The organism is Pseudoalteromonas sp. SG44-17, assembly GCF_014164235.1.
GTDB lineage: Bacteria > Pseudomonadota > Gammaproteobacteria > Enterobacterales > Alteromonadaceae > Pseudoalteromonas > Pseudoalteromonas rhizosphaerae.
In genome coordinates this window covers 26,591-45,002 of the sequence record NZ_JACJEV010000017.1, presented here as the reverse complement: position 1 = coordinate 45,002, position 18,412 = coordinate 26,591, and the positions used below count along the sequence as shown (strand labels likewise).

General features: G+C 40.3%; 19 protein-coding genes. 8 read left to right on the top strand and 11 right to left on the bottom strand.

The features are described 5' to 3' along the window. The first annotated feature begins 31 nt into the window (after positions 1-31). The gene (locus H5182_RS13075; protein WP_182760152.1) at positions 32-3,214 is read left to right on the top strand and encodes an amidohydrolase family protein; all 3,183 of its coding nucleotides are present in this window, start codon (positions 32-34) and stop codon (positions 3,212-3,214) included. Between the two features lie 47 nt (positions 3,215-3,261). Here H5182_RS13075 and H5182_RS13070 read toward each other — a convergent pair whose 3' ends face one another. Beyond that, complete coding sequence (locus H5182_RS13070; RefSeq protein ID WP_182734937.1) at positions 3,262-3,843, bottom strand: TetR/AcrR family transcriptional regulator; 582 nt, start codon at positions 3,841-3,843, stop codon at positions 3,262-3,264. Positions 3,844-3,942: 99 nt separating this feature from the next. On the opposite strand from H5182_RS13070, the gene H5182_RS13065 reads away from it, so the two are divergent. After that, complete coding sequence (locus H5182_RS13065) at positions 3,943-4,416, top strand: HPP family protein (RefSeq protein ID WP_182718429.1); 474 nt, start codon at positions 3,943-3,945, stop codon at positions 4,414-4,416. A gap of 33 nt (positions 4,417-4,449) precedes the next feature. On the opposite strand, the gene H5182_RS13060 is transcribed toward H5182_RS13065, so the two are convergent. Beyond that, positions 4,450-4,821: a hypothetical protein gene (locus tag H5182_RS13060; protein WP_145241020.1), complete on the bottom strand. Its 372-nt coding sequence runs from the start codon at positions 4,819-4,821 to the stop codon at positions 4,450-4,452. Positions 4,822-4,971: 150 nt separating this feature from the next. Here H5182_RS13060 and H5182_RS13055 point away from each other — a divergent pair, with 150 nt between their 5' ends. Beyond that, positions 4,972-5,724 (top strand): Nif3-like dinuclear metal center hexameric protein, encoded by a 753-nt coding sequence (locus H5182_RS13055; RefSeq protein WP_182760151.1) that lies wholly within the window; start codon positions 4,972-4,974, stop codon positions 5,722-5,724. Positions 5,725-5,758: 34 nt separating this feature from the next. Here H5182_RS13055 and H5182_RS13050 read toward each other — a convergent pair whose 3' ends face one another. Beyond that, positions 5,759-6,523: an ElyC/SanA/YdcF family protein gene (locus H5182_RS13050; RefSeq protein ID WP_149982829.1), complete on the bottom strand. Its 765-nt coding sequence runs from the start codon at positions 6,521-6,523 to the stop codon at positions 5,759-5,761. Between the two features lie 52 nt (positions 6,524-6,575). Next, the gene (locus H5182_RS13045; RefSeq protein ID WP_145241014.1) at positions 6,576-7,463 is read right to left on the bottom strand and encodes a LysR family transcriptional regulator; all 888 of its coding nucleotides are present in this window, start codon (positions 7,461-7,463) and stop codon (positions 6,576-6,578) included. Between the two features lie 289 nt (positions 7,464-7,752). On the opposite strand from H5182_RS13045, the gene metE reads away from it, so the two are divergent. Then, positions 7,753-10,026 carry a 5-methyltetrahydropteroyltriglutamate--homocysteine S-methyltransferase gene (gene metE, locus H5182_RS13040; RefSeq protein WP_182734936.1) on the top strand — a complete coding sequence of 758 codons (2,274 nt, stop codon included), beginning with the start codon at positions 7,753-7,755 and terminating at the stop codon, positions 10,024-10,026. A gap of 39 nt (positions 10,027-10,065) precedes the next feature. Here the strand turns inward: metE and H5182_RS13035 are convergent, their stop codons facing one another. Together H5182_RS13035 and H5182_RS13030 are read right to left on the bottom strand one after the other, a co-directional pair. Continuing rightward, positions 10,066-10,212 carry a DUF2897 family protein gene (locus H5182_RS13035; protein ID WP_145241011.1) on the bottom strand — a complete coding sequence of 49 codons (147 nt, stop codon included), beginning with the start codon at positions 10,210-10,212 and terminating at the stop codon, positions 10,066-10,068. A gap of 54 nt (positions 10,213-10,266) precedes the next feature. Next, positions 10,267-10,809: an acyloxyacyl hydrolase gene (locus H5182_RS13030; protein WP_145241009.1), complete on the bottom strand. Its 543-nt coding sequence runs from the start codon at positions 10,807-10,809 to the stop codon at positions 10,267-10,269. A 238-nt stretch (positions 10,810-11,047) separates the two neighbouring features. Here H5182_RS13030 and H5182_RS13025 point away from each other — a divergent pair, with 238 nt between their 5' ends. Together H5182_RS13025 and H5182_RS13020 are read left to right on the top strand one after the other, a co-directional pair. Beyond that, positions 11,048-11,644 carry a phospholipid-binding protein MlaC gene (locus H5182_RS13025; protein ID WP_145241007.1) on the top strand — a complete coding sequence of 199 codons (597 nt, stop codon included), beginning with the start codon at positions 11,048-11,050 and terminating at the stop codon, positions 11,642-11,644. A gap of 260 nt (positions 11,645-11,904) precedes the next feature. After that, positions 11,905-13,242: an ankyrin repeat domain-containing protein gene (locus H5182_RS13020; protein ID WP_145241005.1), complete on the top strand. Its 1,338-nt coding sequence runs from the start codon at positions 11,905-11,907 to the stop codon at positions 13,240-13,242. A gap of 131 nt (positions 13,243-13,373) precedes the next feature. Here the strand turns inward: H5182_RS13020 and H5182_RS13015 are convergent, their stop codons facing one another. The 5 genes from H5182_RS13015 to H5182_RS12995 are packed head-to-tail and all read right to left on the bottom strand — an operon-like array spanning position 13,374 to position 16,918. Next, a complete protein-coding gene (locus H5182_RS13015) occupies positions 13,374-13,838 on the bottom strand; it encodes a DUF2069 domain-containing protein (protein ID WP_145241003.1) in 465 nt (154 codons plus the stop codon). Continuing rightward, positions 13,835-14,389 (bottom strand): NAD(P)H:quinone oxidoreductase, encoded by a 555-nt coding sequence (wrbA, locus tag H5182_RS13010; protein WP_182734934.1) that lies wholly within the window; start codon positions 14,387-14,389, stop codon positions 13,835-13,837. The genes H5182_RS13015 and wrbA overlap by 4 nt, the downstream gene beginning before the upstream one ends. Then, positions 14,389-14,736: an arsenate reductase (glutaredoxin) gene (gene arsC, locus H5182_RS13005; protein ID WP_182760150.1), complete on the bottom strand. Its 348-nt coding sequence runs from the start codon at positions 14,734-14,736 to the stop codon at positions 14,389-14,391. The genes wrbA and arsC overlap by 1 nt, the downstream gene beginning before the upstream one ends. Positions 14,737-14,790: 54 nt before the next feature. Beyond that, entirely contained in the window at positions 14,791-16,251 is a 1,461-nt protein-coding gene (locus H5182_RS13000; RefSeq protein ID WP_145240997.1) for a M48 family metalloprotease, read from the bottom strand. 1 nt (position 16,252) lies between these two features. Continuing rightward, positions 16,253-16,918 (bottom strand): hypothetical protein, encoded by a 666-nt coding sequence (locus tag H5182_RS12995; protein ID WP_145240995.1) that lies wholly within the window; start codon positions 16,916-16,918, stop codon positions 16,253-16,255. Positions 16,919-17,054: 136 nt separating this feature from the next. Between H5182_RS12995 and H5182_RS22370 the strand changes: the two genes are divergently transcribed. Further along, positions 17,055-17,273, top strand: coding sequence for a hypothetical protein (locus H5182_RS22370; protein WP_145240993.1), 219 nt, complete (start codon positions 17,055-17,057; stop codon positions 17,271-17,273). Beyond that, positions 17,266-18,339, top strand: coding sequence for an AI-2E family transporter (locus H5182_RS12990; protein WP_145240991.1), 1,074 nt, complete (start codon positions 17,266-17,268; stop codon positions 18,337-18,339). Before H5182_RS22370 ends, H5182_RS12990 begins: the two co-directional genes overlap by 8 nt. Positions 18,340-18,412: the final 73 nt, after the last annotated feature.

The window sequence follows — 18,412 nt, the reverse complement described above, 5'->3', positions numbered from 1 at the left end:
AAAAACCGCAATAAAAATAAGCGAGAAGGCGATGAAAAAAATGCTTCATACAGCAATGGCTGTAGCTGTGTCACTGGCGCTATATGGTCAGGCTCAGGCACAAGATAATGATGACAAAAAATGGCAAGTGGATGCGCCACAAGGGCAATTTGTTGATGCTAATATTAGTGTCTCTCAAGGCACTTGGATGAATATCGATGTCAGTCCTGATGGCAAAACCATTGTGTTTGATTTGCTGGGCGATATTTACACTATGCCGATGGCTGGTGGCACTGCCACTCAACTGACCTCTGATATCGCATGGCAAATGCAACCGCGTTTTAGTCCTGATGGTAAACATATTGCGTTTACCTCTGATCAAGGTGGCGGCGATAATATCTGGTTGATGGATTTAAACGGTGAGAATCAAACCGCGGTAACCGATGAAACGTTTCGCTTATTGAACAGCCCCGCATGGAGTCCCGACGGCGACTATATTGTTGCTCGTAAGCATTTTACAGCGAGCCGTTCATTAGGCGCAGGTGAAGTATGGCTTTATCATAAAGCGGGTGGCAAAGGTGTACAACTCACTAAACGTGAGAATGATCAAAAAGATTTAGGTGAGCCGATGTTTTCACCTGATGGCCGATATGTTTATTTTTCACATGATGCGACGCCGGGTAAAACCTTTCATTATTCAAAAGATTCGGTTGCTGGCATTTATAAAATCAAGCGTTACGATCGCGAAACGGGTGAGATAGAAACGATTATTGATGGTATGGGCGGCGCGATTAGACCAACCCCGTCGCCAGACGGTAAGAAGCTTGCGTATATTAAACGAGATGATTTTCAAACTAGCCTCTACCTATATGACTTAACCAGCGGTAAGCATACTAAGCTATATGACAAGCTTGAACGTGATATGCAAGAGACTTGGGCTATTCATGGCGTGTATCCAACCATTGCATGGACACCAGATAATAACCAACTGGTATTTTGGGCTGGCGGTACTATTCATAAACTTGATGTGCAAGATGGCGATGTAGAAACCGTACCATTTGAAGTAAAAACCAGTAAAAAAATTCAACAAGCAGTGCGTTTTACACAAAACATTGATAGCGATGAATTTGCTGTAAAAATGTTGCGTAATGTACAGATTTCGCCGGATGGTGAAACAGCAATTTTTGAAGCGCTAGGACATATTTATAAACGCGATTTAGAGTCAGGAAAAATAAAGCGTTTAACTAAACAAGATGACCACTTTGAGTTGTTCCCGCAGTTTTCCCGTGATGGTAAAAAAATAGTTTATGTAACCTGGGATGATAACGAACAGGGTGCTGTTCGAGTTGTCTCTGCGCGTAGTGGTCGCGGTGATGATATTACCACAGAGCCAGGTAAATATGTTGAGCCAACATTCAGCCCTGATGGCAAAACAGTGGTGTACCGTAAAGCCTCAGGAGGCAGCATCTTAAACCCTGATTGGTCACTGCATCCGGGTATTTATGCAGTGAGTAGCAAAGGCGGGAAAGCTGAGTTGATTTCTAAAAGTGGTTATCAGCCGCAGTTTGCATCAGCTAATGATCGAGTTTTTGTGATGAGCCCATGGCCTAAGCCAACGCTAAGTGTGGTTGAACTTGATTCGAAAAAAATCACTAAGCTTTATGAGTCAGAGCATGCTACTGAGTTTAGAGTATCGCCTGATGGCAAGTACCTCGCTTTTGCTGAACGTTTTAAAGTGTTTGTTACGCCATTAGTGCAAAGTGGTAAAACCATTAATATTGGTCCTAAAGACAGCCAATTTCCGATTGAGCAGTTATCTGTTCGTGCCGGTGAGAATATCAGCTGGAGCGCCAGCAGCGATAAACTGTATTGGACGCTAGGCCCAGAGCTTTATCATGCAAGTTTGGCAGGTTTATTTGATATCAATAAAGCGGATGACGCTGACTTCAAAGTAAAAAGTGGCGATAACATTGGCTTTAGTAGCAAAATGGCTGAACCAAAAGGCATGATAGCTTTAACGGGCGCACGTATTATTACCATGAAAGGTGAGCAAGTCATTGAAAATGGAATACTATTAACCGATGGTAAACATATTAAAGCCGTTGGCACAGCTGCTGATATTAACATTCCAAAAGGCGCACAGGTAATTGATGTATCTGGCAAAACAATTATGCCAGGAATTGTTGACGCGCATGCGCATGGTTCACAAGGCAGCGATGAGATCATTCCTGAGCAAAATTGGAAAAACTTAGCGGGCCTATCGTTAGGCGTCACGACAATTCACGATCCATCAAACGATACAACAGAGATTTTTACAGCCAGCGAAATGCAAAAAGCGGGGACTATTGTAGGCCCACGTATTTTCTCAACCGGTACTATTTTATATGGTGCCAATATGCCAGGTTATACATCACACATTGATTCGTTAGATGATGCTAAATTTCACTTAGAGCGATTAAAGAAAGTTGGCGCGTTTAGTGTTAAATCATACAACCAACCACGACGTGAACAACGCCAACAAGTAATTGAAGCTGGCCGAGAGCTTGAAATGATGGTGGTGCCAGAAGGTGGTTCATTATTACAGCATAATTTAACGATGGTGGTTGATGGTCATACGGGCATTGAGCACTCAATTCCCGTGGCGAATATTTATGATGATATCAAGCAGCTTTGGTCACAAAGTGATGTAGGCTACACGCCAACACTTGGTGTGGCATATGGCGGCATCTGGGGAGAAAACTATTGGTATGATAAGACTGATGTGTGGAATCACCCGCGCTTAAGTAAATTTGTGCCAAAAAACCAATTACTACCACGTTCAATGCGCCGTGTTAAAGCACCCGATCACCACTATAATCACTTTAACAATGCACGGGTAGCAAAAGAGCTACAAGATTTAGGTGTTTTAGTGAATCTAGGTGCACATGGTCAGCGCGAAGGCCTTGCAGCGCACTGGGAGATTTGGATGTTTGCTCAAGGTGGTATGAGTCCACTGGAAGCTATTCGTGCGGCGACGCTTGATCCGGCCAAGTACATCGGCCTTGATCAGAATATCGGCTCATTGGAAGTCGGTAAACTGGCTGACTTAATGGTGATCGATGGTAATCCACTGACTAATATTCGTGATACAGATAAAGTTGATTATACGATGATCAACGGTCGGTTATTTGATGCCACGACTATGAATGAAGTTGGCAAAAAAGCACGCGACAAATTGTACTTTGAAGATAAGTAATTATTAGTGTTATAAACCAATCAAAAGCGGCTGAATAGCCGCTTTTTTTATATGCTACTTGCTATAAGTTGGCGTAATAATACTGGGTCTTGCATTAGTGTATTACTGGAGTGCGTCACTCTAGCCTGACAGATCATACCTTCTTTTAAGGTCATTAATAATTGTGCTAACTGTATGGTTTTTTCTAACTGACCTTTAAGTTGTTCTGTGTGTGAGAGTTTATCGAACAATAACTGTAAAACTGATTCTTTGTGTGCTTTGCAAAGCATCGCGATAGGGTGCTCGCTGTGTGGAAACTCCGCTGCGGTATTAATAAAAAAACAGCCATTAAAAGGTCCAAGCTCAGAGACTTTATTGTCTATCCAAGCGGAGAGTGCGCTAAAAAGTGCATCAGCCACTTCGAAGGGGGTATTGCAGTTTTCTAATTGTTCATACAACCACTGATTAAAGCGCTGATCTCTGAGCTCTAAACACGCACAGATCAACTCATCTTTACTGACAAAATGATTATAAAGCGTTTTTTTTGCAACACCTGCTTCTTTAAGTATTTCATTAATGCCTACCGCATGGATCCCTCTTTGATAGAACGCACTGAGTGCGGTATTAATTATCTGGGTACGTTTATCCATGGTTGCTCCTAGTCAAAAAGTAAGCTTGACATAAGTAGACCGACTTGTCTATCATCTAAATGTAGACAAGTCGGTCTACCTCTGAAGGAAGTAATATTAATGAATGATGTATTTTACAAAGCCGTTATCGCGGGTATCTTTTCAGCACTGACACTTTCGGTATTAGCATATTTAGAAAGTTTAGGGAATTATGGTGTATGGCTTATGGCACCATTTGGCGCAACTGCGGTACTGGTGTTTGGTGTACCAAACAGCCCTTTAGCAAAAGCAAAAAATGTTATTGTAGGGCATTTCATCACTGCCGTGATAGGTTTGGCTTTTATTAGTTTTATAGGCGTGGATCCGATCAGTATTGCTATTGCGACTGGATTAGCTGTGACCGTAATGATGTTGACTAACACCATACATCCTGCAGCAGGGGCCAACCCTATTTTGATTATGGTCAGTGGTCAAAGTTGGGACTTTTTGATTATGCCAGTTCTTGTTGGTACCGTGTTTATTGTTATCTGTGGGTATATATCAGGGTGGTTGAATACAAAACTCAACGTTGTTGGCCATAAAAAAACCGCTTAAAAGCGGTTTTTTTATGCTATGAGTCTAAAGTTATTACACAACACCGCGAGGTAAGCGGCAATCGTGATCTTTTTTAGCTAGGTACACAATCCAAAACTCTTCGGCAGTGTAACCTTCTTCATTAGCTGTTGTTATAGTAAATGGTGGTTTTTTAACAGCTGCTTTAGCTGGCACTGCTGATTTAGTTTTAGTTTTCTTAGCAGGTGCTGTTGCTGCAGGTTGTGCAGACGTATCGCCTGAAGTTAGCTGCTCTGTTAATTCAGCAACTTCTGCAAGGCGCAAGTTTTTGCCGCCGTCGATGCTGTACCAACCAGGTTTGCTGGTGATTTCAGGTTTCTTACCATTGGCTGCTTGGTATGCTGCTTCAAAGGCATTTAATACTTCTGTTTTGTCTAGTTTGCTCATCAGAGGCCCTATACGTTGTAAACACAGATTGAGAATATTTATTTATACCTATTTTTGACTTACTTTTCAATTTTTTGCGATTTTCCTTCCATTTTAGCCCTATAAACGCCAAAATTTGCACAAAATTTAACGCTAATCTGGAATAAAAAAATGCAGCGCAGAGAATTTAACCAATTACTAAATACCATTTTAAGACCTGATTCTATTCAAGACTTTTGCCCAAATGGGCTACAAGTCGAAGGACGTGAACAGATTAAAAAAATTGTTACAGGTGTCACTGCTAGTCAAGCATTAATCGATGCTGCAATTGCACATGGCGCAGATACAATATTGGTTCATCATGGTTACTTCTGGAAAGGTGAAGCGCAACCTATTACCGGTATGAAAAAGCGTCGCATAGCTGCGTTACTTAATCATGATATCAATTTATTTGCCTATCATTTACCTCTTGATGTGCATCCAGCAATCGGTAATAACGCGCAATTAGCACAGCTACTTGATTTAGAAATACTCGATGGTTTGGAGCCTGTAGCAAATAGTGTCGCAGTCAAAGGGCGTTTAAAAATCCCAATGAGTGGTGAGCAATTTGCACAAAAAATATCAACAGTGCTCGTTCGTGAACCTTTAGTTAGCCTAGTACGTGATGAGCTAATTGAGACCATCGCTTGGTGTACTGGAGGTGGTCAAGGTTATATTGATTTGGCTGCTAGCCAGGGGATTGATGCCTATTTAACAGGCGAGGCTTCAGAGCAGACCATTCACAGTTCGCGTGAGCAAAAGATCGATTTTTTTGCCGCAGGCCATCACGCCACCGAACGCTATGGCATAAAAGCGCTCGGTGAGTTATTGGCTGAGCAACATGGCTTTGATGTAACCTTTATTGATATAGACAACCCAGTTTGAGTTGCCAGCTAATTCACTTTAAGTGAGTGAGATGTTAAAGCGCTTCTGGATCAATCCAGCGGCGCACACTTATCCACGTACTACCGATTACTTCATGCCAATAACTTGTGACTGCCTTTAATACTTCAACACTCGGAATATATTGTTTGTGATGAGGCCACGCTGAGAAATCGTAAAAATCAGTGGCGGCGGGAATAACATCAACGCCTTGGCTATTAAATAGATCTTTTGCTCGTGCCATGTGACTTGCCGAAGTTACCAGTGCAACTTTAAAATCAACTAGAGCAGGTGCTAAAAGCCGCGCTTCATCGGCGGTATCCATAGCCGTAGGATTTTGTTTAATACGCTGCGCATCAATACCTAAACTTATCGCGGTTTGTTGCATCAAACTACTGTTGGTCACTTTATTGTAACCGCCACCTGAAACAATAAGTTGAGCTTGTGGGTACACATATGCTAAGCGCATACCTTCGATTAGGCGGCTTTTAGCACAATTACCAAGTTGGCTATTGGCGTTAAGTTTTGGGTTAGGATTTATATCACAACCAAGTACCACTATTTTATCGAGTATCGGCTGTTTACTTGTATCAAAAATATACTTTAACTGTGAATTTGGAGCAATTATTTTTTGACCAATAAAAGGGGTACTAATCAGCAATAAACTGGTGATTGCGATTAAACCAATAAATACGCTGACTTTCTTGGTACGCAGTGCGATTAATAAGCAAACAAAGCACAGTAGAGCAAACAGAGGCAATGGCATCAGCATTGCACCGAGGATTTTTTTCAGTTCAAACATCACAGTAGCACACATAAAGGGGTTTTCTGTATGCTACTGGGTTAAACCTATTTTATCGACCGTTATTTAACTTACAGGTATTTAAAAAGTGGCGATACACTGGGTTATCTTTCATATTCTTTTTCATGGCTAAATACATTGGACGGGTTAATCCCAGTGCGCCTAATGGAATCGACTTAATGAGTCCTTGGCTTTCATATGGTGTTACTAACCAATCCGGTAATGCTGCAACCCCCATTCCGGCACTGACAAGCTGAAAAATGAGCAAGCCCTGATCTACGGTTTTCAAGGTGCCATCAAAACGTGCATTTTGAATAAAATGTTTGAAGATATCCTGACGCTCTCGTGGAATAGGGTACGAAATAATCGTCTCGTTTTTCAAATCAAGTGCCGTTACATAGGCTTTTTTCGCTAGTTCATGATCAGGAGCAACAATTAATTTAAGTTTAAAATCAAATAAATGTGCGTATTCAAGTTTATCTGGTTCACGAATGTCTGAAGTGAGTACTAAATCTAATTCATCACTGAGCAGATCAGGAATAGCGTCATAACTAAAGCCGCGCTCATAATCAACTTTGATATCAGGCCAAAAGTTATTGAATTCTTTAATTGTTGGTAATAACCAATGAAAACAAGCATGGCATTCAACACTAAGTCGTAATTGTGAAATTGGTTGATTAAGACTTTCTTTTAAACGGCATTTGGTTGCTTCAACACGCGGGAGTACTTCGCTGGCAAGTTCAAGTAATAGCATACCTTGTGGGGTAAAGCGCACCGGTTGAGTTTTACGTTCAAATAGTTGGCAATCAAGTTTGTTTTCTAAATCTTTGATTTGATGAGACAAAGCGGATTGAGTCAAAAATAATTCGCGCGCAGTATTTACCAAGGAACCGGTTTCTTTCAAGGTTGCGATGGTCTTTAAGTGTTTTACATCAATCATCTTTAATAATTCTCATGGTAAAGGTGAGTTTAACTCAGATTACAGCCATAATACGCCTTAAATTAAGATGCATCAACGTCTAGATGGCTATAAATCCCATTTTTTTACGTGAAATTTACAAATATACTATAGCATCATATTTGACAGCGTTGTCATTATATTTTTTGAGTTTGCAAAAAAATATTTCCATGAATTTACCTCAAGTTGAAACTGAGGGAGCATCAATTGTTTGATGTCAGGTATAGGTTTATGGTTTTAGCTATCTAAACAGCTGGAAGGGAATTTCAACATGGCACAATTACATAACTTAGGTTTTCCTCGCATAGGTAGAAAGCGTGAACTAAAATTTGCAGTAGAATCATACTGGGCTGGTAAAATCAGCCAAGCGCAGTTGCTTGAACAAGGTAAGACGATCCGCGCAGAAAATTGGGCTCTTCAAGCAGATGCTGGGATTGATTTATTACCGGTAGGTGACTTTGCTTGGTATGACCATGTGTTATCTACCTCTTTATTGATTGGCGCAGTGCCCAAGCGTCATCAAAAAGCGGATGGTAGCATTGATCTTGATACATTATTTCGTATTGGGCGTGGTCGCGCACCAAGCGGTTGTTCATGTGCAGCAAGCGAAATGACAAAGTGGTTTAATACTAATTATCATTACATAGTTCCAGAGCTAACTCATGATCAGCAGTTTCAACTAACCTGGACTGAGTTATTCGAGCAAGTTACTCAAGCACAAGCATTGGGGCACAATGCAAAAGTAGTATTGGTCGGCCCAGTCACTTATCTTTACTTAGCAAAATGTGCAGGTGAGGAGTTTGATAAACTTAGCTTACTTGAAAAACTATTAGCTGTTTATCAACACGTGTTCGCTAAATTAGCGCAGCAAGGGATTGAATGGGTACAGGTTGATGAGCCTATATTAGGTTTAGAGCTGACAGAAGATTATCAAGAGGCATTAAAAACAAGCTTTCGTGCACTTGCAGGTCAAGGCGTGAAGTTGTTACTTGCTAGTTATTTTGACTCAGTCACTGCCTACTTTGATGATATTGCAGGTTACCCTGTTGATGGCGTACATTTTGATTGTGTTGCAACAAATGTTGATGTTGCAAAACTAGATATATTATTAAGTACCGATCAAGTTTTATCATTAGGCGTAGTAAATGGCCGTAATATTTGGCGTACTGATTTAGAGGTTGTATTTAATAGCATAAAAGACATTGCGCTAAAGCGCGGTGATAATCTATGGCTTGCTCCATCTTGTTCTTTACTGCATACACCGGTTGATTTAGAGCAAGAAGAAAAGCTCGATGATGAGCTTTGTTCATGGCTTGCATTTGCAAAACAAAAAGGCCAAGAGTTGTCATTATTAAAAGCCGCGCTTGAAAGCAATGATAGCAGTGAGCTCGTTGCTTATTCAGCACCTATTAAAGCACGCTTAACCTCTACTCGTGTAAATAATACAGCTGTACAAAAGCGTGTAACTGCACTCACCGCAAAAGACGGTAAGCGTAATCATGCATTTTCTCAACGTATTGAAAAACAACATGCAGCACTTAATTTACCGCTACTGCCGACCACCACGATAGGATCATTTCCACAAACTCAAGTAATTCGTCAAGCACGCCGTGATTATAAAGCCGGTGAATTATCTGCGGATGATTATCAAAGGCAAATGAAAGCAGAAATTCGTTACGCTGTTGAAGAGCAAGAGGCGCTTGATTTAGATGTGTTAGTGCACGGCGAAGCGGAGCGTAATGACATGGTTGAATACTTTGCTGAACTATTAGAAGGCTTTGCTTTTACCCAGTTTGGTTGGGTGCAAAGCTACGGCTCGCGATGTGTGAAACCACCTGTAATTTGGGGGGATGTATCACGTGAACAAGCGATGACGGTTCAGTGGACAAAATACGCACAGTCGCTGACGAGTAAGAAAATGAAAGGCATGCTAACAGGTCCTGTAACTATTCTGTTTTGGTCATTCATTCGTGATGATTTAGACAAACCCACCATCGCTAATCAAATTGCACTTGCGTTACGTGATGAAGTGGTCGATTTACAAAATGCCGGTATTGATATTATTCAAATTGATGAACCTGCATTTCGTGAAGGTATGCCGCTTAAATGTAGCCAATGGCAAGCATATTTAGAATGGGCAGCGTATGCATTTAGGGTCTCAGCAAGCGGTGTGAAAGATGAAACACAAATTCATACTCACATGTGTTACGCCGAATTTAACGGTATTATTGCCGCGATTGCAGATATGGATGCCGATGTGATCACCATTGAAACCTCACGTTCTAACATGGAACTACTTGAAGCATTTGAGAATTTTGATTATCCAAATGATATTGGTCCAGGTGTATATGATATTCACACTCCGAATGTACCGGATATTGCATGGATGAAAACGTTGATCCATAAAGCCGCACGAAAAATACCGGTTGCGCGTTTATGGGTAAACCCGGACTGTGGTTTGAAAACCCGTGGTTGGGAAGAAACGCGACAAGCTCTTGATAATATGGTTAAAGCAACCAAAGAGCTGCGTGAGGAGCTGCAGTAAAGAACATCTCCTACGATGTAAAGCCCTAACAAAACTTAGTTAGGGCTTTTTTTGTTGCTCTGATTTTAGTTCATCTTCATCGGTTGGTTTTTTAAAATCCATTTTTGCTGAGTGTTTGATCAGCAAAATATTACCGATAATGATTGCCAACACTAAGATGATGATGAGTATATGCCAAATTTGCATGGTGATCTCTAATGAGTCATTTATAAGTACTCAGTGTAGCAAAGATTTCTAGGGTTAAAAACGTCTAGAAAACGACAGCGAAATAAAATCAAGACCTGGGTTTGGTCTTTTAAACCCTGCATTTGAATAGTGTAAATAACGCACCGCAGCTTTGGTTTTTCCAAAATCAGCAATAAAGCCTAGTCGGTCTTCAAACTGGTAGTGGGTACTCACATTTTTGCCGGCGAAGTGAGTGTCATTGACTAATGAAATTCCTATGCCGGCTTCGAAATACAGAGGAATACCGCGCACTGAGCTGATCAGATGTTGAAATACCGGGGACATTGCAAGGACAACATTTGTCTGATGGCTATTATCTGCGCCGTATTCCCAAATATTAATACTTGATTCTAAGTAAATATGGGTATTTTCAATTAATGATTGTAGTGCCGGAGCATGGTATTGGTATGCCAATTTTAAGCCTTTAACATCACCTTCCCCCTGAATGTAATCAATGGCATAGCCATGAGGGGAAAGTGTATAGGGCGCACCATAAGATAGTCTGCTGAACATGGAAATAGATAATAAAATCAATACAGTTAATGTTTTAAATAACATGGTAAAGCTCTTTAGATGAAAACGTTATTTACAAAATAAGGGCGTGGGGGAGGCTAATTCAAGTGGCATAAATTCACAGACTCTGTGTGTTATTGCATGAGCTTAGCTAACAATATGAAATAAAAAGATTAAATCAATTGATGCCGTGCTGGCACTAATAAGGTGCTATTTTGAGGCTTTTTAATCTCTTATGAACAGCGTAAATTACGCTACAAGATTTACTTAGGACTTATCAACAATGATTTCACTTGGTCGTTATTTATTATTAATCGCGCTAGTTTTTAGTGCTTCCTTGTTTGCGCAAACACAACAGTCACCTAATCAGTTATTAACTCAGGTAGGCGATCAGCTGTTTAGTGAAATTGGCAAAATAAACAGCCAAGGCACAGCGAGTAAAAGTGACATGGCACACATTGTTGATCAGTATTTAATGCCTAATATAGATGTTAAATTTGTTTCCTATAAATTATTAGGTAAGCACATTAAAGGTATCGATCGCCAACAAGCGACTGCATTTATAAGTGCAGTGGAGCATTACTTAACCACTACCTATGCTAGTGCATTAATGAAATATACCGGGCAAGAAATAAAATTCGAAGAGAGTAACGATGCTGCAGAGGGTGAGTTTGCCACGGTTAAGACGCAAATTATTGCAGATAATGCGCCAACGATTGACTTACACTTTAAGCTTCGCCAAGGTAAAGATGGTAGCTGGAAAGTATATGATATTGTCGCTGAAGGTATTTCGTTACTCAGTGCAAAGCAAAAAGAAGTTATTCAACGAATTTCAGAAGTTGGCCTTGACCAAGTGACAGCTGAGCTTAACAGTAAGTAATCATTTCCAAGTAAGTCTCCAACCTAAAGCACCATGCAGTGTTAACTGCATGGTGCTTTGTTATTTTCTTTTAAAATCACACGGTTTGGCTATAGCGTGTGGTTTTGGGTATGCTAGAATAAGCGCTTACATACCCACTGGTATCACTAATTTACTGGGGTACTTAAAATTATATTAAGCGCAGTGTCAGTTTGTAGTTGTTAAACTCTTTTACTGACCTTTGTACCGAGCAAGATAGACACTGGAGTTGTGTTTTTTTAATGGAAAATGTACTTATTTGGCCTAAAGAATACCCGTTATTAGTCAAAGGACTTATTGAGCAAAACGGTGCATTTATTTTAGACGCTTTAGAAGCATGGCCGGCTTGTCGCTCGACTGAAGAAGACAATGGCGTGTGTACAACTGTGCTACCGCCTATCTATTATTTAACCTGGTTAACTCCCCTTGAGCCATTTGAAGAGTGTTTTTTCCAACATATCTGTGAATATGATGAAGCCGCTCAACAGTATATTTCGGCAGCTAAAGATTACTATTTTGATAACGAGTATAGCCCAGAGAGTTTAGTGCTATTACTTTGCCAACGCCTTGAAAAATATGCAGCTGTAGCGTCACAAACAACGATAGAAACACCCGTTACGTTATTATCTCAGTTATTCTCAAAACGCTATTTTACAATCATCGAGTATGCGCTCAATGCGGGCAGTAAAATGAGTGCTGAAGATGCTTTGGCACTGTGGAAAGAAGTTGATTTTCGTGAACGTTTTAGCACCTTTATACCTGACTCAATCGATGACGTTAATGCGTTAAGTGAATTAGCGGCGAAAAAAGTTGCTGGTGGAAAGGATTATTTCACCTTATTGACCCAAGTATCACCAGATGTTGACTCAGTGGTGCTATTAGAACAAGCACTGTTGGCGCATTTGCGTTTTGACACAGCTAAACAAACGATGGCGATGCGTTTTATAGAGCAAGGTGCAACAGGCACGTTGGCGGATGAAAATGGTAAAACGGCCTTTATGTGGGCAGTTGAAAAAGGGTTTGTTAATTTAGTACAAACCTTATTAGATAAACAAGATAAAAAACAACGTGATGCCCTTGGTAACAGTGCTTTACATTATGCGGTACTAGCAAAAAATGAACCTTTGATGGTGCTATTATTGAAGTCTGGCTATGACTTTCGTGTTCGTAACTGTGATGGCTTAAGTTGTTATCGTTTAGCAGTGAGTGTTAAAGCCAGTCAGTTAGTGAAATGCTTAGAGCGTGATTTTGGTATTAAAGAATTATCGCCGGATGGACAATTTTCGCGGATCAAAAAAGTTCACGCCTTACATGCCATCGTGACTTTATTGTTGCCGCTACAGTTGTTTTTCTTTTTTGATGATACACTTGCGATTAAAAGTGAGTTGACGCTTTGCTTGACTATATTAGCTATAGTTTGCTTCTTTTTTGCAATGAGTTTGAAGCGCTGCGCTTTATACCCGCATATTAAACACCCATGGGGGTTATTTGTACTGCGTTGTTGCTCATTGATCAGTTTAGTTGGGCAGCTAGGCTTAGCAAGTATTGTGGCATTGGCAACGTTAAGTGAAGTTGTTTAAGCTTCTTGCATGCACCGTAGACAAAAACGCGCTAATTAAGCGCGTTTTTTAGTTGTTATACCAATCGTGTTAAGTTACTGACCATTTAGCTCGCTAGAATGGTTAAATATTTAAGTCGTTTGGTATTAACTTTAGTCTTTTTTATTAAATTCATGAGCCGCTTTTTCTGTTGCTAACTCATCTTTTAGTTTTTGAATTTTTAGTCCCAGCTCTTGACCGCGGTGACGTGCATAATAAGTACAACCAATAAACATCATACTGGCGAACAGCAGCTCTAAAACGACCCATATTAGTTGTTCTTGTGCGACCCACAGTAGGGTAAAACCGTGAATAAAATAAAACATAACGATAAAGTTTGCCCACGCATACGTATAAGGTTTATCTTGAATGATGCCTTTTAGCGGCAGTAAAAGCGGCAGAATATACACAACAAAAATAAATCCATTGCTATGACCTTCTCTAGGCTCTAATAAAAACAACCAAAGTGGCATCAGCAGTAACAAGCCAATATAACCAATTATTGCAATACGTTGAAAACGGATAGTGATAGCCTTTTTCGGCGTCAGTTGTGGGTTTAAATCGCTGTGCGATGTCATTGTAATTTTCTCGTAATTTTAACTAAGCGTTGGCCAACGCTTTGGCAAATTTTAATTTCGTCTTTACTTAATTGCGCGCTATTTTGTGCACCAGCAACATGGCTTGCACCATAGGGAGTGCCACCGGTTTGTGTGGCAAGTAACTCAGGTACTTCATACGGCACACCCATTAACAGCATACCGTGGTGTAATAACGGCAGTGACAAATTAAGCAACGTTGCCTCATTGCCACCATGCATGCTACTTGATGATGAGAATACACAGGCTGGTTTATCTATTAATTGCCCTTTTAACCATAAGTCGCTGGTGGTTTCCCAAAAAGCTTTGGCTTGTGAGGCCATCATACCAAAGCGAGTAGGGGTGCCAAATGCTAACCCATCACACTGGATTAAGTCATCTTTGCTGATCACAATATCGTGAGGTTCTCTTGCTACAAAGGTTCTTAGCATTGCAGTACCGCCTTGGCATTCAATCGACTCTGCAATCTCATGTGCCATGGCTGCAACAGAGCCGTGACTTGAATGATACAACACAACAATAGTGACGCTCATTAAAGTACGCTTAGTACGTTTTCTGGTGGGCGACCCAGAGCGGCTTTATTGTCATTTACCACAATAGGGCGCTCAATTAATTTTGGATTGCTAACCATGGCTGCAATGAGTACGTTTTCATCATACTCATTTTTAAGGTCTAGGTCTTTGTAAATATCTTCTTTAGTGCGCATTAGTTCACGAACTGAAGAAAACCCTAACTGTTTAACTAAAATGCTGATTTGCTCATGATTCAGTGGAGTTTTTAAGTATTCGATTATCTCTGGCTGAATCGATTTTTGTTCAAGTAGAGCTAATGTTTCACGCGATTTTGAACAACGTGGATTATGAAAAATAGTAACAGACATAGTAACAATCCAATTAGATAAAGTAAGGCTATTTTAGGGCAAGCAGCACCAGACTTAAAGCCTTGCGAGCTCTTTTTGCATTTGTCGGTATTGCGTTAACAATGCTTTGAGACGTTGTTGTTTAATTAGCTCTTGCGGTTCTACAAAGTTGAGTGCTTTTTGTACTTCGTCAGCGGCTTTTAAGTAGGCGCCGTATTGTGCAAGAACGTCGGCATTTGCTTCATGATAAGCGGCTAAGTTATCTTGCTTTTTATAGGCATCTGCAAGAAGTTGCATGCCTAAATTATGTTCAGGTTTTTCGAGTAAAAATGATTTTAATATTTGCACTGCAACATCGTATTGCTCAGCTTCAAGTGCTGCATTGGCAAGGTTTAAGGTAATAACTTGATTGTTAGGACGATTTTCATGCAATGCGGCTAAAAATTTTACTGCCTCGGCGGCTTTTTTTTGTGCTATCAGTAGATCAGTATGCGTATCAATGTAGAATAAATTTTTAGGATCAGACTTTAAAAGTTCGTCTAAAATAGGCGCCGCTTCATCGAGCTTTTTTTGATCCAATAAACTAATACCCAAGCCATAATTAAGCGCTGTTTTATTATAAAAACTGTTTTCACGTATGAGCTTTCTAAAGAAATTTTCAGCTGCTTCTGGTGTTTGGTGGTAGCGAGCAATCACGCGGCTTTTGGCAAGATTAAATTCTAAGCTATCCGGAAGTTGGCGTTTTTCAAATTGCTGTGCACGCAAGCGCACATCAGACACGCGGCTCTCAGGTAATGGGTGAGTAAGTAAAAAGGCCGGTGGCTTGTATTTATAACGAATTTGCGCAGCAAGTTTGGTTAAGAATTCACTGGATGCGTATGGGTCAAATCCTGCATTATTGAGTGTTTGCATACCAATTCGGTCGGCTTCTTGCTCAGCTGAACGGCTGTGAGTGAGTTGACTAAATGCGCTTTGTGTTTGACTAGCTGAGATAATCGCGATACCGGCATCTGGTGACACAACTGATGCTAAAATACCGGCAATCATACCGGCAATAGTGAGGGCGCTGTTATCTTGTTGTTGTTGCATGCGACGTGCAAGATGGCGCTGGGTAACGTGGGCAATTTCGTGACCAAGTACTGAGGCAAACTGACTTTCGTTATCGGACTGTGCAATTAAACCGGTGTGTACCCCAACATGGCCACCATAAAAAGCAAATGCGTTTATTTCCGGATTGTTGATCCAAAAAAATGAAAACGGAAAGCGAACATCATTTGCATTAGCAACCAGCTTGTGGCCGATCGTTGTTAAATACTCATCAAGCACAGGATCATTAACAACCGGTGATGAGCCACGAATTTGCATCATCATTACTTTCCCGATTGCTTGCTCTTTTTCTAGAGGCAAAGCTTGCAATGCTGAAGTACCAAGATCGGGTAATGTAAAATTAGTTTGTGCCTTTAATGGCTCACTTACCAGCACACTAAAAGTTAAAAGTGTAGTGAGTAATGTAATAAAGGCTGATTTAAGCTGCATTTTATTCCTTGTTATGATCTTCACCTAGCATGAGTTTAGCAATGTCAATTTCATCACTGCATGCTCTGCTATCTCGTTCGCACAATTGATACAATTCTTTGATTGTGACCCCATCTAGCTTTACAACGTTCAATTCTCGTTGTAAAAAACTAATGATTTTATGTACTACTTTGTGCGCATGAAGAATAAGTGCTTTATCTGCTTTGTCACCACGCTCAAAGTAAAAGCCAATAAACTTATGTAATTGATTAATCCGAATCAAACTTTTCATTGACACTGGATCCCACTCGTTAAACTCTATAAAGCGGTTATCTTTTACGTATTTATCTATTGTAACGTCTTTTGCATAAGGCAGTGCCCATAATTCAAAGCCCCGGTCGGTAAATACTTGGTGCAGCGCAATTCTTGGCTTGTTTTCACAATATATCTCTCCAAGAGCGTCTTCATGACCTCCGAGTAAATCGAGGTTCCAATTGCGCCTATCAATTATTTTTTTTACGGCATTATCAAAACCATGTTCTAATATCCCCTCTGACTCGCTCACTGATGAGGCGACAAGGTGATAGAAGGGCGGAAGTTCGCCCCAGTTTATTTGTTTTTTATACCAGTTAATTTCTTTAAGAGTTGGATTACTCGGTAGTTGCGCTTTATTATGCGTGCCAGACATTAACTTATCCTTACTACTAACTATGCTATAAGGATAAACTATTGCGATGCGTGTTTTAAGAAAAAGTTACATTTGTTATTAACAACGCTGACAAAGACCGTATTATTATTCATTTTTATAGGGCAGATAATTGGTTATGCTAGAGCAAGACTTGCGCGGATTCAAATGTCCGCAGCAATTTATCCAGTTTAAGTTGACTTTACGCCAAGCTTTAGCAACTGCGCAACCGATAAAGTTTACATTATTAGTGGATCAACCAACTCAAGATATGGAGCGCTTTTTGCTAAAAAATCATTATCCGTACAAATTAGATCAACAACGTGGGTTGTTAATCGTGGAGCTAAATCGTGTTTGAATATGTAAAAATTTGGTACGAAAGGAAGTTTTCAGATCCACATTCAGTAACTCTATTGTTTTTATTACTCGCTTTAATGGCGATGTTTTATTTCTTTGGTGCACTTATTGTACCTGTTTTGATTGCTTTAGTGATTGCTTATCTGCTTGATTGGCCAGTTGCGCATTTAGAGCGTTTTGGCTTACACCGCTTTACTGCCACTATTATTGTGATGTTAATTTTTTCAGGGTTGATGCTGACCTTAGTGATCGGCATGGGTCCAATACTGTGGCAGCAAGCAAGTAATTTAGTGCAAGAAAGCCCGCACATGATAGAACAGGGAAAATCTTTTCTACTGCACTTGCCTGAGCAATACCCCAGTTTGATTAATGCAGAGCAAGTACAATCAGTGGTCAGCAGCGTTGAAGCCAAAGCAATTGAGTTTGGCCAAGTACTATTGTCGGTCTCGTTGACATCATTAAAAGATGTAGTGGCGTGGTTGATCTATCTTATTTTAGTACCATTACTGGTGTTCTTTATGCTCAAAGATAAGCTGGAGTTGATCAGAAGTGCAGAAAAACTCGTTCCAAAACAAAGACGCTTAATCCTGCAGGTATGGCACGAAATGAACCAACAAATCATGAATTATATTCGTGGTAAGGTGTTTGAAATTTTGATTGTAGGCTCAGTATCGTTTATCGCGTTCACTATTTTTGATTTACGTTATGCAGCGCTATTGGGCGTATTAGTGGGTTTATCAGTATTGATCCCTTTTGTGGGTGCGGCACTTGTTACCATACCTGTTGCGGCCGTGGCATTATTTCAATTTGGTTTAGAAACCCAGTTTTGGACCATACTGATCATCTACGGCATTATTCAAGCATTAGATGGTAATGTGCTGGTGCCGTTACTATTTTCTGAAGCGGTTGATCTGAACCCGGTATTTATTATTGTTGCGGTACTGTTTTTTGGTGGCTTATGGGGTTTTTGGGGCGTGTTTTTTGCAATTCCACTAGCGTCATTGGTAAAAGCCTTACTCAATGCTTGGTCAACGAAACAAGAAGAACAACTGATTGAGCATAGCTAACACGAACTTTGGTTAATTAGCTTTATACCTAAATCACCTGAAGATTTAGGTATTTTGGGTATAGTATCAAATG

What these genes read in the sequence shown, in the direction of transcription:
- metE (WP_182734936.1), top strand. Translation starts at nt 7,753, where the DNA reads ATGGCACAATTACATAACTTAGGTTTTCCTCGCATAGGTAGAAAGCGT.
- wrbA (WP_182734934.1), bottom strand. Translation starts at nt 14,389, where the DNA reads ATGAGCGTCACTATTGTTGTGTTGTATCATTCAAGTCACGGCTCTGTT.
- H5182_RS22370 (WP_145240993.1), top strand. Translation starts at nt 17,055, where the DNA reads ATGCTAGAGCAAGACTTGCGCGGATTCAAATGTCCGCAGCAATTTATC.
- H5182_RS13020 (WP_145241005.1), top strand. Translation starts at nt 11,905, where the DNA reads ATGGAAAATGTACTTATTTGGCCTAAAGAATACCCGTTATTAGTCAAA.
- H5182_RS13050 (WP_149982829.1), bottom strand. Translation starts at nt 6,523, where the DNA reads ATGTTTGAACTGAAAAAAATCCTCGGTGCAATGCTGATGCCATTGCCT.
- H5182_RS13075 (WP_182760152.1), top strand. Translation starts at nt 32, where the DNA reads ATGAAAAAAATGCTTCATACAGCAATGGCTGTAGCTGTGTCACTGGCG.
- H5182_RS13060 (WP_145241020.1), bottom strand. Translation starts at nt 4,821, where the DNA reads ATGAGCAAACTAGACAAAACAGAAGTATTAAATGCCTTTGAAGCAGCA.
- H5182_RS12995 (WP_145240995.1), bottom strand. Translation starts at nt 16,918, where the DNA reads ATGTCTGGCACGCATAATAAAGCGCAACTACCGAGTAATCCAACTCTT.
- H5182_RS13070 (WP_182734937.1), bottom strand. Translation starts at nt 3,843, where the DNA reads ATGGATAAACGTACCCAGATAATTAATACCGCACTCAGTGCGTTCTAT.
- H5182_RS13065 (WP_182718429.1), top strand. Translation starts at nt 3,943, where the DNA reads ATGAATGATGTATTTTACAAAGCCGTTATCGCGGGTATCTTTTCAGCA.
- H5182_RS13035 (WP_145241011.1), bottom strand. Translation starts at nt 10,212, where the DNA reads ATGCAAATTTGGCATATACTCATCATCATCTTAGTGTTGGCAATCATT.
- arsC (WP_182760150.1), bottom strand. Translation starts at nt 14,736, where the DNA reads ATGTCTGTTACTATTTTTCATAATCCACGTTGTTCAAAATCGCGTGAA.
- H5182_RS13025 (WP_145241007.1), top strand. Translation starts at nt 11,048, where the DNA reads ATGATTTCACTTGGTCGTTATTTATTATTAATCGCGCTAGTTTTTAGT.
- H5182_RS13015 (WP_145241003.1), bottom strand. Translation starts at nt 13,838, where the DNA reads ATGACATCGCACAGCGATTTAAACCCACAACTGACGCCGAAAAAGGCT.
- H5182_RS13000 (WP_145240997.1), bottom strand. Translation starts at nt 16,251, where the DNA reads ATGCAGCTTAAATCAGCCTTTATTACATTACTCACTACACTTTTAACT.
- H5182_RS13030 (WP_145241009.1), bottom strand. Translation starts at nt 10,809, where the DNA reads ATGTTATTTAAAACATTAACTGTATTGATTTTATTATCTATTTCCATG.
- H5182_RS13055 (WP_182760151.1), top strand. Translation starts at nt 4,972, where the DNA reads ATGCAGCGCAGAGAATTTAACCAATTACTAAATACCATTTTAAGACCT.
- H5182_RS13045 (WP_145241014.1), bottom strand. Translation starts at nt 7,463, where the DNA reads ATGATTGATGTAAAACACTTAAAGACCATCGCAACCTTGAAAGAAACC.